The sequence below is a fragment of the Lysinibacillus sp. FJAT-14745 genome, from assembly GCF_001275675.1.
GTDB lineage: Bacteria > Bacillota > Bacilli > Bacillales_A > Planococcaceae > Lysinibacillus.
The window spans coordinates 45,696-59,180 of record NZ_LITM01000001.1 but is presented as its reverse complement, the minus strand read 5'-3'; the positions used below and the strand labels follow the sequence as shown (position 1 = coordinate 59,180).

Here is a 13,485-nt window from a genome sequence, read left to right as displayed (position 1 = left end):
TGTCCCCTTTTAAGTGGATAAGGAGAGATTGATGATGAAGGATTATTCTTATTTCCAGATGAGGGCTTTTTTATATCCTAGAGAAGAGCAACAGACTGCTGATTGCAAACTTTATGAAATGGAGAGCTTATGGTTTTGTACACAAAAAAGTGTTAAACGCAGGCTAAAGCAGTTCGGAGAGGAAGGCAAGTTAATCTATACTCCGGGTAAAGGGAGAGGAAATCCATCACAAATTGTATTTTATAAACCCTTTCAGCAAGAAATAGAGGATACCGTAAAGCAGCTAGTTCAACGCGATCAATTGGAGGACGTTATTTTACTATTGCAATTGCCTATTCCGAAAACATGGATCGCCAATGTATCACAAGAAATTCAAAGTTTATTCGGTATTCAATCATCCGGACAACCAAGGGATGTGTTACGGACTGCTCGAACTAGAGAATTAACGACAATGGATCCATTACATACCTCTATTACCTTTGAGACCGTTATTATTCATCAACTAGGGGATACACTCGTAACCTATAATCAAGAACAAGACACAGTAATCCCTCACATAGCACACAACTGGGAAAGTGACAATGAAGAGACAACATGGACTTTTTACTTAAGAAAAGGAGTCCGCTTTCATAATCAGCACGTATTAACAAGTGAAGATGTGCGCTATACGCTTGATCGTTTTAAAACAAGTTCTTCACCACATTCTTGGCTTGTGGAGGATATAGAGCAAATAGAGTGTCCTACCCCTTTTACGATTCGTTTTAAGCTATTTAAACCAAATGCACTTTTCCCTAGATTTCTGAGCTTCCACAACCTCGTTATATTGCCTGTCAATGAGCCATTCGACGAAAATAAGTGGATAGGAACAGGTCCTTTTCAAATGAAGAAACGGACGGATAACTTACTTGTTCTCCAAGCGTTCGACAATTACTTTCTTACTAGACCATTATTAGATGAAATTGAAATTTATCGTGTACCAATAGAAACAGCTCACTCAGCTATGTATGAAGTGCAAAATCAACATGAAACAATTACAACTTACCAACATAAACAAGACATTGAAGTGGGCTTTCGCTTTTTGGCATTTAATTTTAAACGTAATACTATTGTTCATAACGCTGCGTTTCGAGAGGCTATTTATCATCTTATGGATGTAAAGAAATTGTGGACTGATTTAGGTCGTAGCAACCTTCAAGAAGCGTCTAGCTATTTCTTTTGGAAATCTAAGCACCAAACAAAGGATATTCGGCGCGTTCAATCTTTACTAGAAGATGCCGGATATCAAGGAGAATTAATAACTGTATATACGTTGGACACACAAAACTGTGTTGAGGAAGCCGAGTGGTTCAAACAAGAAGCTCGTAAATTTGGTCTTCATTTAAATGTTAAAGCCTACTCAATATCAGATTACTACGATCCTTCACTTGAAGATGCTGATTTATTAATGATGGGTGAAGTTGCTTCAATGGATCATCACTTATCTTTTTTAGGTGCATTTTTAAATAAAGCACTTATTTTTAATCGTTTTTTATCTACTGCTCACTTAGAAAATTTGAATGTCTATTTTGAAAAAATAAAGCAGGCAACAGACTGGCAGACAAGAGACTTTTGGATTGACGAGGCTGAATGTTATATACGACAAGAGAATTTATTTTTATATTTAAATCATCCTATTAAAAGCCGTATCTTCCATCCTATGATTAAGGATATTCAATTTGATTCGTTCGGCTATGTAGACTTCCGAAAGCTTTGGATTAAGTAGTTGAAATTCTATGTTCTTTCGAATAGTATTCACAACAAAAATCATATACTTTAAAGAAGTGTATATTTTTGTTAAATTTACTTCATGGATTAAAGGTCATGATTATGAAGGAAAAATTTTCGGAGGAAATAGGTGAAAACAACAATGAAAAAAATCTCCCTATATAAAACTATATTAATATGTTTATTATTAATTCCGCTTTATCTATTTCAACCAGTCTCACAAATCTCCACAAAAGCCGCAGAACAAGACATTAAGAGTACTATCGATAAGTATGTTGAAAACTTTTTAGAAGAGCAGCGAATTCCTGGGGCATCTATTGCTATTGTTCATAAAAATGCTATCTTTTATTCCAAATCGTGGGGCGTAACGGGCGAGTCCGAAGAAAAGGTAACTGCTGAAACTCCATTTGTAGTCGGCTCTATTAGTAAATCACTAACAGGCTTAGCCATCATGAGACTTGTTGATGCAGGCATTATTCAATTAGATGATCCAGTTCAAAAGTACATGCCATGGTTTACCCTGAAAGATAAAGAAGCCGCTTCTCAAATAACGATTAAACAGTTACTTACGCAAACAAGTGGGATCAGCACTTATTCTGGCTTAGCTATATCGGACAAGGAATCTAATGATTTGAGTGCTATAAAGGACAATGTAGAAAGTTTATCGAATATTAAGCTGACTGCTGCTCCTGGAGAAAAACATCAATATAGTAATGCTAACTTTTCTATTCTTGGAGCTCTTATCGAAGAGGTTACCAAACAACCATTTTCTGAATATATGGAGGAACAAGTTTTTTCTCCATTAGGGATGAAAAATGCAGCCGCTAATAGTAGCATGGCCTATGAAAAAGGATACTTATCTGGCTATCAATCATGGCTTGGTCACCCTGTAAAAAGCGCAGTCACATATGATAACGGTGGGACACCATATGGATATATTACTGCAAGTGCATCAGATTTGGTGCAGTACATTAAACTTCTTAGTCGCCATGATCATAACAATTTTTTAAGTAAAAATGCGTTGAACCTTTATATATCGCCTTTTGTTCAAACTAGTAAATATCGATATTACGGCCTTGGCGTACGAATCTCATATCCAGAATCCAAAGAAGAAATGATATGGCATTCTGGTTCAAATCCTGACGCACGCTCAGAAGTATTTTATCTACCAGAAACCGATTGGGGCGGTGTGATTCTCACTAACAAAAGTCATATATTAGAGGAAAAGTCACTTCTATACTTGAAACAAGGGATTATTGATATTTTAAATGGAAAAGAGCCCGTTGATGCACCTAAATATAAACCTACATTTCAAGTCATAGCAATCGCTATATTATGTTTACTTTTTGTGATGTTTATTTATCTTCTAATAAAGGTTAAAGCTAAAAATGTGAACAAAAGAGGTGTGTCGGGTATATTCGGTTTAATACTTTTAGTTTTGGCCATTATCTCCATTCCATTATTAAGCTATAGTATAGAAACACCTTGGCACACTATTAGATATTTTGCTCCTGATATTGCATTTTTGACCATAGCACTGGTTACCCTTTTAACATTGAATGGCTTATTATCTATATATATTTCATTTAAACGACGACAAAAAAGACAACTTCTCTAAGTAGGAGTTGTCTTTTGATTATCAAGGAAAAAGCTTCCTATCTAAAATTGATTATTCATTGCCTTGACCGTAGCCTGCTTCCGAGGCAATAGCGTCTGCTTTCGTAACATGTACCGTACCAAATGGATGGTTTGGAGGAGCGTATATCGAATAAAGCTTTAGCGGCACATTCCCTGTATTCGTAACGTTATGCCACGTTCCAGCAGGCACTACTACGGCATAATTTTCATAAACCTTTCTTTCATAGTTTAAATTGTTTTTACTCGGGCCCATTTGAGCAAGTCCCTCACCCTGTTCAATATATAAAATTTGATCAACATTTGGGTGTACTTCTAAACCGATATTATCACCAGCATTAATACTCATTAAAGTAATCTGTGAGTTCTTTCCCGTCCACAGAGCAGTACGATACGTATCATTTTGCTTAGCCGCATCTTTAAGGTTGATGACAAGTGGCTGAGCTCCATAATCTTTTAATACAATATTTCCACCATTGGAAAAACGAGAAGGTTCAGCTCTGTTCGCGTACCCCGTCTGATAAGGAGATGCCCAATAAACTAGCTGATCTCCATAGTTATACATAGGCATGTTGTTTCCGTAATAAGGAATGTAGTACATTTTCTCAATCCCCCTCACACATTATAAGGTTATCCTATGCAACTTGTTCAAAAAATGTACGTATACGCATTTCCATCCTATAAAATCTAAAATGACCTCAGTAAAATACTGAAGTCATTTTAGAAAAAACAATATATTTTTTTACTCAAAGGTATCCTCATCCTCAGCATACTCTAAAATATCCCCCGGTTGACAATGCAATACTTTACAAATTGCATTTAGCGTGGAAAAACGTATTGCCTTTACCTTTCCCGTTTTTAAATTCGATAAATTGACAATCGATATATCTACCGCTTCTGCAAGCTCACTTAATTGCATTTTTCTATCAGCTAATACACGATCCAATCTTACGATAATCGCCAATTTCTTCACTTCCTATGCTGTTGCATCATACTCTTCCTGTAAAAAAGAGCCATATCTAAATATCCTACCAATTGTCCAAACTATAAAACCACACAGTAGTATGCTCCAATTTATATCCAAAAATCTAAAAGAAACGGATTGAATCCATTCAATATTTTCTAATTCATTATTGTTTAAAAACATATGTAATACCGTTGAAACTAAGTATGCTTGAACCGTATTACTTAAAAAACTTAAAATTAATAAACTATATCCCACTAGCTCAATTCTTTTACTATTTTTAATAGTAAATACATCCCCATCAATTACTGATTTAACAAACTTCCATAATAAAACAAGAATTGACATAATAACCACAGTAAAGATAGTCAAGAATACAATTAATACAATCGTTTCACTTTTATCATAAACAAAATTGCTCATTATATCTTTATTTAAAAAAACAGTTATTCCATTAAATTTAAAAGAAATGTCAATGTTAGAATCTAAAACTAGTTTACTGATCTTCTCACCAGAGACTGTTAAAGCTATAACTAATAAACCAAAAAGTAATAAGATACATGATGATATGATTACTATAGTGGCTATTAATAATACATTTAATATTCTTAAACTCATTTTAATATTACGAATTGCTAACGATTGATCCATAACTGCTTCTAACACCCCTTATTATTATTCATTCTTTATTTATATTCCTTCCCCAATTATTGCAGGTTATTTTATTGCACCCCCTATTTTAAAGATTACTTTTTAAATTGCTCTAACTTCAAACTTTAAGTTCGGATATAGTATATATTATAAGCCGATTTCAGCATGATTCCACATATCTATTTAATTGCAGCTTCATGAACTATTTTTTTCAATTCGACTTTTGCTCTAATTAAGGACATACTAACAATTATAGATTTATCATAAACGAACATTCCAAAAAGTATATAAAATGTTCAGAACTTGATATAGTATGTATTTAGGAAAAAATCAATTTGTTTTGGTGGTGTATATATGAAGAAGTTCATTATGGATCTTATAATGATTACGGTCGGGGCGCTGCTTTTTGCACTCGCTGTAAACTTATTTGTTATACCTAATGATTTAGGTGAAGGCGGCGTAACAGGTTTAACGATTATCGCCTATTATCTGTTTGGATGGTCGCCCAGTATTGTGAGCTTTGCGCTAAACGCAGCTTTATTAGTAGTTGGCTATAAATTTTTAAGTAGGCAAATGACTATTTATACGATTATTGCTGTATCCCTCCATTCACTGTTTTTACATTTAACAGAATCGTGGTCGATTTCTTCAAATGAAATTCTTGTGAATGCTATTTTTGGCGGGGTGTTTGCTGGAGTTGGTATAGGCTTAATTATCAGAGTTGGTGGAACAACAGCAGGTTCAACAATCTTAGCTAAAATGACGAACAAATATTTAGGCTGGAGTATTAGTTACGGTTTATTGTTTTTTGATTTAATTGTTGCTTTTTCATCTTATTTTATTATCGGGGCAGAAGCATTAATGCTTACTGTTATTATGCTTTATGTTGGAACAAAGGTGATGGAGTTTGTGATTGAAGGTGTAAACCCGAAAAAGGCAGTTACGATTATATCGAAAAATCCAGAAGAGATTGCCAGTCATGTGAATGGTTATATGAATCGAGGCGTAACGGTTCTATCTGGCCACGGCTATTACACGAAGGAGCAAAAAGAAATTCTGTATATTGTCATTAGTAAACAGGAAGTTGTAAAACTAAAGAAAATCGTCAAAGAAATAGACACAGATGCCTTTATTGCTATTCATGATGTACGAGATGTCTTTGGACATGGATTTATTGAATTGTCTAAAGCTTAATTAGACAACTGAGAAAACACCTTTTGTTGAAAGTAGGGTTAATCCCTTATCAACATATAGGTGTTTTTTCTATTGAACAATCCTTAACTATTCATACTAATCCCCAAGGAGTCGCCCAGCCTCCACTCCAATCAACTTATAGTATACGTTTTACAAATGCATCTATGAAGCCTTTATTCCTCAACCTGTAAGGAAATTTCAATAATCCTATCTAAAAGTTGCGTGTAAGTTATTCCTGCCGAGGATGCACTTTTTGGGAGTAGGCTGTTTTTTGTCATCCCTGGCAATGTGTTAACTTCCATGACATATGGGATTCCATCCTTGATCATCATATCGATTCTGGCATAAACACTACATTTTAATGCGCTATAGCAGGCTTTTGCGGCTTCAGCTACACGTTCATGTATGGCAGGTGGAAGTTCTACAACCTCCTCTATCGTAGCGGCATCCTCATATTTCGCCTTATAGTCAAAGAACTGTGCTGTATGTCGAATCGAAATAATCGGTAATAGCTCCCCGTCTAAAATAGGACAGGTAATTTCTTCGCCTTTTATATATTTTTCAATAATAATTTCAGCATCCCATTTGAATACTTCCGCAATCGATGTTAGTAAGGCATCTTTATCATTAACTATTTTTACTCCTACACTGGAGCCACCTGAATTAGGCTTTACTACTAGCGGATAGCCCATTTTGTCTAATTCATCGAACTGAAGCTCCTCGCTATTCGAAAGATGGAGCCAGTCTGGTGTTTCAATGCCTTCATAACGTAGAATTTTTTTCGAAATATTTTTATCCATACAAATACTGCTAGAAAGTATACCACTACCTGTATATGGAACGCCCATAGTCTCTAGTACACCTTGAATCGTGCCATCCTCCCCAAATTTGCCATGTAGTGCTAATAAAGCAATATCGATATCTCTCACCTTTTCAATGAGTTCTGACGTGTTATTTTCATTTAGCTCAATAGCTACCACTTCGTATTTATTTTTATCTAAATGAGCGATCATTTCTTCCCCTGTCATAATAGAGACCTGCTTTTCAGAGGAAACGCCCCCCATAATAACGCCAACTTTCATATGTTCAACTCCCCAGTTCATTTTTCAAGGTATCACCAATAATCTTAATACCACGCACAATATCCTCTTCTTTAAGCCGAGAAAATCCTAATCGAAATGTGTTGCTGCCTTCGCCATTGCTGTAAAAAACGTCACCAGGATAAAAAACAACTCCTTTTTGATAGCACTTCTTCAATAGTGTACGAGCATCCATTCCTTCCTCTAGCTCAATAAAGAGATGAAGTCCACCATCTCCTGTCATTCTTTTAAATGGAATGTATTGATGGCAAGCTTGACGCGCTATTTCATATTTTTTCTTATATACGAACTTAGCCTTTTTTAAATATTTTTCAAAATAACCATCCTGTAAATATTGATAAAGCACAGCCTGATCTAGTGTTGATGTATGAATAGTACGTGCTCTTTTCATACTTTCCAGACAGTGGATGAGCTCCTTATCCGCTAATATCCATCCAACACGTAAGCCCGGAAAAAGAATTTTAGAAAAGCTACTAATATAAATAACATTGTTGCCCTCACCGATAAAAGTCATTAGCGGCGCTAAATGCGAACCTGAATAACGTAATTCCTCATTGAAGCCATCCTCCACAATCGGAATTTGATATTGCGAAAAAAGCCTAATAATTTCAGCTCTTTTTTCAGAGGATGTCACAATACCTGTCGGATTATGATAGGACGGGATGAAGTAGGCAAAATCAAATTCCTTTTCCGATAAGCTTTTCTCAACTTGTTCAATATCGATACCGTCATCTTTCATGTCGATTCCGTGGATATCAAATCCATGTAAGCGAAAAAGCTTTAATGCGGCATGATGGGTAGGATTTTCGCAAATAACACGTCCAGATTTTTTCGCTAAAGAAGATAATAAAATATCCAATCCCTCGGTAAAGCCATTCGTAATCAAAATGTCCTTATTAGAAATATCTACACCCTTCATTTCCATATAGTGAAGAAGGTATTCGATTAAAGGTTTATAGCCCTTTGCGTATCCGTAATTCAAAACGATATCTCCTTCAAGTGACATCCGGGTCAGAAAGGCTCTTTTAAAATTTTCAACATCAAAAAGCTTTTCTTCAGGGGCAACACTATTGAAGGAAATCATCCCTTTTTCCCAATGAATATCTTGCTTCATTAAATCTAATTCATCAGCTAACAAAGTAACGTTATTCAGCCTCTCCTTCCAATTAAATTCGACAGATGAGGCTTTCAACGTTTCGACTTTCCCTACAAAATTCCCTTTTCCTTTCACAGCATAAATAATGCCCTCTTGCTCTAAATCTGCATATGCATTCAGTACCGTATTTCTACTGATCGATAATAATTTACTAAGTTCACGGGTAGATGGAAGCTTCTGATGCTCCAGCAAGTGTCCCTTCATAATCTTTTCTTTCAAATAATCTTTTAATTGAATATAAACCGGACGATTATCGATAAGCTTAAAATCATTAAACACTTCCTTGACCCCCTTGCTTTATTTTTGCATAACCGTATCTAACTCAAAAGGTCCACAGTAAAGGGTTTTTCCCTTCGTTGTGGTATGGTTTCTAGCTCGCAAAAAATGCAATCCTTCAAAATGAAGAATTGCACCTATTATAGGCTAATTATAATTGAGGATAAAAATACATTTTGAAGTCCTTTCTATCAGCCCGTTCTTTAAGCAATTAATCGTAATTATTTCCCGAGAATAATTGAAAGGACCTAGCCTCTCTTACCTCCTCATGGATTCTTTTTAAATAAACCTACTAAAAATCCTTCTAGACCGAAATATTGATCTTCATCAGATATGGCTATCATTTTCCGTATTTCGATTTCTTCTAATGATTGAAATATTTCTATTAGTTGATTTTTGGTATACCCTAATCCGCCTTCTAAGCTACGTTTTATATATACTTCTTCATCTGAGATGGCTGAACCACCATATGCACCATGTTCCTCAAATGAGCATAAAGCGAAGTGACCATTAGGCTTCAATAATTTATGAATCAATTCAATATACGTCATACGACGATGAGGTGCTATATGATGAAAACAACCTGAATCATAAATAAAATCAAAGCTCTCTTCTTGTAGATTCAGTTCAAAAATATTAGCACAAATGAAATCTACATTTACGTCTGCTTCATCAACCCTTTTTTGCGCCCATTGCAATGCGTGATCCGATAAGTCAACACCAACAACTGAACAGCCTTGTTTTGCTAAGTAAATAGCATTTCGTCCTGCGCCACAACCTAACTCTAAAACTCTATTTGGCCGAATCACCTTTTTTTCAAAATAGCTTACTAGATTTTCATCCGGTTTATTAACAAAAAAAGGTACATTTTTAAATGTTTGATCATAAAATCCATCCCAAAATCCTTGCGGTTCACGTAATAAATTATCTAATACAACTAGCAATTGTTCATTTGATTTGATTAGCATTTTACGCCTCCTGCTTGGCCCATTTTTTCAAAAAACAAAATATTCTATCCATTAATTATAAAGCAAAGTTAGGAAATGTTGGAAATAAACCGATCCCAATTCAAAAAGGGATATTGCAACATTTTTAAATGTTATATTATATTTATGGATATTTTATCTAAATCAATTACACTAAACATAAGATAAAGTGAATCTTTAATTGGTGGGGTTTTCTTCATCATTCACCGATTATTAGTCTTCAGCGATTGGGCTTTTACAGGCGGTACCAGATGAATTACTGCCCGTTAATATAGGATCAACAGAAAGGAGCTGCAACATGGAAGAAATCTTGACGATTGCGAATTTGACGAAGAGTTATGGTAGTAAGGAAATATTAAAAGGAATCGACTTACACGTGTCGAGAGGAGAAATAATTGGTTATATCGGTCCCAACGGTGCTGGTAAAAGTACCACTGTCAAAATCATTTTAGGGATCGAAGGCGATTACGGTGGAGAAATTAAGCTTTTCGGAGAGAATATCGGCAAAGACAGCATTGAATATAGACGGCGAATTGGCTATGTACCGGAAATAGCAGATGTTTATGATAATTTAACTGGTTACGAGTATTTAACCTTCATCGGCCAGCTTTATGGCCTTGAATTAGAAGTCGCTGCGGATAAATCAAAATCCTTAATGGAATTGTTTGGTGTTGGTGAAGCGTATCATGCAAGGATATCTTCTTATTCAAAAGGGATGCGGCAAAAGCTATTAATTATCGCTAGCCTTATACATAATCCCGATTTGTTATTTTTAGATGAACCGATCAATGGATTAGATGCGAATAGTGTGATGATCTTTAAAGAGATTTTGATTCAACTGGCTGCCCAAGGAAAAACAATATTTTATTCCTCTCATATTATGGATGTTGTCGAAAAAATCAGTAGTCGCATCATCCTGCTGAATGATGGGAAAATTGCTGCCGATGGGACATTTGCCCAACTACAGGCAGACAATACCGAAGGGACTCTGGAAAAGATTTTCAACCAATTGACAGGCTTCCATGATCATCAGGAAATTGGTGAGAAATTCGTTTCTATTGTACAAGAGGTATAGTCATGAAAGATTTCAAAACGCTACAACTGCTTGATAAAATTCAATTTGTTTTTGTGAAAATGGGCATCGATTACGAGATCATGAGAAAAATCCTCCATATTAAACTAACAATGGATGAGCGTAAAGTACCGACAATCTTTAACCAAGCATCCAATAAAAACAAACAAGAGCAAAAAAATGGCTACATCAAATCTTTATGGATTTATGTTTTAATGGGACTTATGTTAGTTCCTTTTATGGGATTTGGTCAAAACTATCTTTTCCAGATGAGTATTGCTTATGCAATGATTATTTTTATCATCATGACAACATTGATTTCTGATTTTTCTTCAGTACTTTTGGATGTACGGGACAGAAGTATCCTATCGACCAAGCCTATCTCTGCTAAAACGATCAATGCGGCCAAATTTATGCATATTTTCATCTACTTGACGTATTTAACTATTGCATTTACTGCCATTCCCCTTATGGTGGGCCTATTTAATCAAGGGATTGTATTCTTTATTTCAACTGTGTTCTTACTAGTTTTAATTAATATTTTTATAGTTGTATTAACCGCTATTTTATATATTACTATCTTAAGATTCTTTGATGGAGAAAAGCTGAAAGACATCATCAATTACGTACAAATCGGCTTATCATTAATGTTGATGATTGGCTATCAAGTTCTTATTAGATCCTTTGAATTTGTTAATTTTGATATGGTGGTAGTGTTTCATTGGTGGAGTATTTTTCTAATTCCTATGTGGTTTGCCGCTCCTTATGAGCTACTGCTAAACGGTAACAACTCTTTATTTACAGTGGTATTCAGTATATTTGCTGTCGTCATGCCAATCATCTCGATATGGCTATATTTAAAGCTGATTCCAACCTTTGAACGTAATCTGCAAAAACTATTAAACACAAGCAAATCAAAAAAAGAGAAGAACAATCGACTTAAAACGCTTTTGTTAACAATCATTTGTAGAACTAATGAAGAAAGGGCCTTCTACCGTTTCGCCTCTCTTATGATGAAACAGGAGCGAGAGTTTAAACTGAAAGTATATCCATCTTTAGGATTTTCTTTTGTTATTCCATTTATTTTTATGTTTACTTTTTCAAGGTACGAAGCTGTTGACTATGCCATTAGCATGGGCTATTTATATATTTATTTCAGCATGCTAATTATTCCTTCAGCTGTACTTATGCTTGGACATTCAGGAAAATATAAAGCAGCTTGGATCTATAAAGTCTTTCCAATCAAAGATTATACAAACTTGAAAAAAGGTACCTTAAAAGCATTTTTGATTAAGTTGTATATTCCATTGTATATTTTTCAAAGCATCATTTTTTGCTTCATTTATGGTACGAGAATTATCCCAGATTTATTGATTGTTTTAGTAACAAGCTGCATGTACACCGTCCTTTGTTACATCGGCATGGGAAGTAAGATTCCGTTCACAAAGCCCTATAATGAAGTTGGCGATGCCCAGAGTTGGAAAGCTTTTATATTGCTTATCCCTTTAGGTGTTCTGGCGGGTCTACATTACTTCCTGTCAGCTCATATTTCTTATGGCGCTATCATTTACTTAATCGTGCTTGTCATCATAAATTCCCTTCTATGGAAATTTGCGTTTAAGCGTACGAAAACGGCTTGAGCCTGAACTCAAGCCGTTTTTCTTCTTAGAAGATTTTAAAAAGCTTTTCTCTCATATATACGAATAGATAGTAGCCACGACCCAATATATAATATAACGATTGTAAGGATAGCTATGAAATACATTTGCGTTTCTTGTAAAGTTAGGAACTTTTGTGTTAATTCTCTTAGTTTTTCATTAAAATTAGGGACAAACAACTTAACCGTTACTAGATAAATGCCAACTAAAGCACCTGAAGCAATCACTAAATATTGTCTTTTAAATTTATAAAAGACTGGAAGCATGAATGAAATAGCGACCATGACAAGACCGATAATTAGCAATATAGCTTTCCACGGAAACGACGCTTCTGTTCCATTTATGAGGTAATTACCTACATAGGTAATCATTAAAAATAGTGCTGTAAATATTAATGCGCCGACATATTTTGAAGTAACAATTTCCTTTCTCGTATATGGGAGCGAATTGAGCAAAATATTAGCATTATCTTTTTCATCGTAAGAAAAAGTCATATTAATAAATACTAGACTATATAAAGGTACAATAAGGATTGGAGAAACATCTGCAAATAAGTAGACTATTATGGTAGCAATGTAAAATAAAATTACGTTCTTTTGTATTAAAACATCCTTAAGTATAAGGTTAAACATACAGTTACCATCCTTTCTTCGTATAATACATAATATCTTCGAGCGTTGGCTTTTCCACAATAACTGAATCTCCAAATATGTTTACGACACGATTTTTATCAGCTGTTAATGCTTCAAAGCCAATGTTCGTTTTTCGAATAGAAATAAACTCTTGTTCCGTTTCACGATCCAGTAAATCCAATGTCCCTTTGACAATGGCATATTCTTCTTCAATCTTATAAAATTCTTTCGTAAAAATATGTTCTCCATTATGAATAAAGGTAATATAATCCGCAATCCGATCTAAATCTGTTGTAATATGTGTCGAAAAGAAAATTGTTCGTAAGCGCCAAATACAACCCACCTTCTAACACTGTCTGTACTATGTGATAATCACAGTACATTCTTCGTTAGGAGG

The 13,485-nt window shown here is 34.8% G+C and carries 12 protein-coding genes and 1 pseudogene; 5 read left to right on the top strand and 8 right to left on the bottom strand.

What is annotated here, in order from left to right; genetic code table 11:
- The first annotated feature begins 34 nt into the window (after positions 1 to 34).
- Both AMS59_RS00295 and AMS59_RS00290 read left to right on the top strand, forming a co-directional pair.
- On the top strand, positions 35 to 1,762 hold the full coding sequence (locus tag AMS59_RS00295) for an ABC transporter substrate-binding protein (RefSeq protein WP_053481777.1): 1,728 nt from the start codon (positions 35 to 37) through the stop codon (positions 1,760 to 1,762).
- Between the two features lie 144 nt (positions 1,763 to 1,906).
- Positions 1,907 to 3,382 (top strand): serine hydrolase, encoded by a 1,476-nt coding sequence (locus tag AMS59_RS00290; protein ID WP_053481978.1) that lies wholly within the window; start codon positions 1,907 to 1,909, stop codon positions 3,380 to 3,382.
- 51 nt (positions 3,383 to 3,433) lie between these two features.
- Here AMS59_RS00290 and AMS59_RS00285 read toward each other — a convergent pair whose 3' ends face one another.
- The 3 genes from AMS59_RS00285 to AMS59_RS00275 all read right to left on the bottom strand — a co-directional run bounded on the left by AMS59_RS00285 (position 3,434) and on the right by AMS59_RS00275 (position 5,014).
- A complete protein-coding gene (locus AMS59_RS00285; protein ID WP_053481776.1) occupies positions 3,434 to 4,000 on the bottom strand; it encodes a cupin domain-containing protein in 567 nt (188 codons plus the stop codon).
- Positions 4,001 to 4,141: 141 nt separating this feature from the next.
- A complete protein-coding gene (locus tag AMS59_RS00280; RefSeq protein ID WP_082337327.1) occupies positions 4,142 to 4,363 on the bottom strand; it encodes a helix-turn-helix transcriptional regulator in 222 nt (73 codons plus the stop codon).
- A gap of 12 nt (positions 4,364 to 4,375) precedes the next feature.
- Positions 4,376 to 5,014, bottom strand: a complete 639-nt coding sequence (locus AMS59_RS00275; protein WP_053481775.1) for a DUF2975 domain-containing protein — start codon at positions 5,012 to 5,014, stop codon at positions 4,376 to 4,378.
- 354 nt (positions 5,015 to 5,368) lie between these two features.
- On the opposite strand from AMS59_RS00275, the gene AMS59_RS00270 reads away from it, so the two are divergent.
- On the top strand, positions 5,369 to 6,208 hold the full coding sequence (locus AMS59_RS00270; RefSeq protein ID WP_053481774.1) for a YitT family protein: 840 nt from the start codon (positions 5,369 to 5,371) through the stop codon (positions 6,206 to 6,208).
- A 173-nt stretch (positions 6,209 to 6,381) separates the two neighbouring features.
- Here AMS59_RS00270 and AMS59_RS00265 read toward each other — a convergent pair whose 3' ends face one another.
- From AMS59_RS00265 to AMS59_RS00255, 3 genes are all read right to left on the bottom strand, one after another.
- On the bottom strand, positions 6,382 to 7,290 hold the full coding sequence (locus AMS59_RS00265; protein ID WP_053481773.1) for a D-alanine--D-alanine ligase: 909 nt from the start codon (positions 7,288 to 7,290) through the stop codon (positions 6,382 to 6,384).
- A 4-nt stretch (positions 7,291 to 7,294) separates the two neighbouring features.
- The gene (locus AMS59_RS00260; RefSeq protein ID WP_053481772.1) at positions 7,295 to 8,743 is read right to left on the bottom strand and encodes a PLP-dependent aminotransferase family protein; all 1,449 of its coding nucleotides are present in this window, start codon (positions 8,741 to 8,743) and stop codon (positions 7,295 to 7,297) included.
- A gap of 263 nt (positions 8,744 to 9,006) precedes the next feature.
- Positions 9,007 to 9,708, bottom strand: coding sequence for a bifunctional 2-polyprenyl-6-hydroxyphenol methylase/3-demethylubiquinol 3-O-methyltransferase UbiG (locus AMS59_RS00255; protein WP_053481771.1), 702 nt, complete (start codon positions 9,706 to 9,708; stop codon positions 9,007 to 9,009).
- A 316-nt stretch (positions 9,709 to 10,024) separates the two neighbouring features.
- Between AMS59_RS00255 and AMS59_RS00250 the strand changes: the two genes are divergently transcribed.
- Positions 10,025 to 10,801: an ABC transporter ATP-binding protein gene (locus AMS59_RS00250; RefSeq protein WP_053481770.1), complete on the top strand. Its 777-nt coding sequence runs from the start codon at positions 10,025 to 10,027 to the stop codon at positions 10,799 to 10,801.
- A gap of 2 nt (positions 10,802 to 10,803) precedes the next feature.
- Positions 10,804 to 12,438 (top strand): hypothetical protein, encoded by a 1,635-nt coding sequence (locus AMS59_RS00245; RefSeq protein WP_053481769.1) that lies wholly within the window; start codon positions 10,804 to 10,806, stop codon positions 12,436 to 12,438.
- Between the two features lie 35 nt (positions 12,439 to 12,473).
- On the opposite strand, the gene AMS59_RS00240 is transcribed toward AMS59_RS00245, so the two are convergent.
- Positions 12,474 to 13,088: an ABC-2 transporter permease gene (locus tag AMS59_RS00240; RefSeq protein WP_053481768.1), complete on the bottom strand. Its 615-nt coding sequence runs from the start codon at positions 13,086 to 13,088 to the stop codon at positions 12,474 to 12,476.
- 4 nt (positions 13,089 to 13,092) lie between these two features.
- Positions 13,093 to 13,410 (bottom strand): annotated as a pseudogene (locus tag AMS59_RS00235) (sodium ABC transporter ATP-binding protein); the annotation flags it as partial.
- Between the last annotated feature and the right edge of the window lie 75 nt (positions 13,411 to 13,485).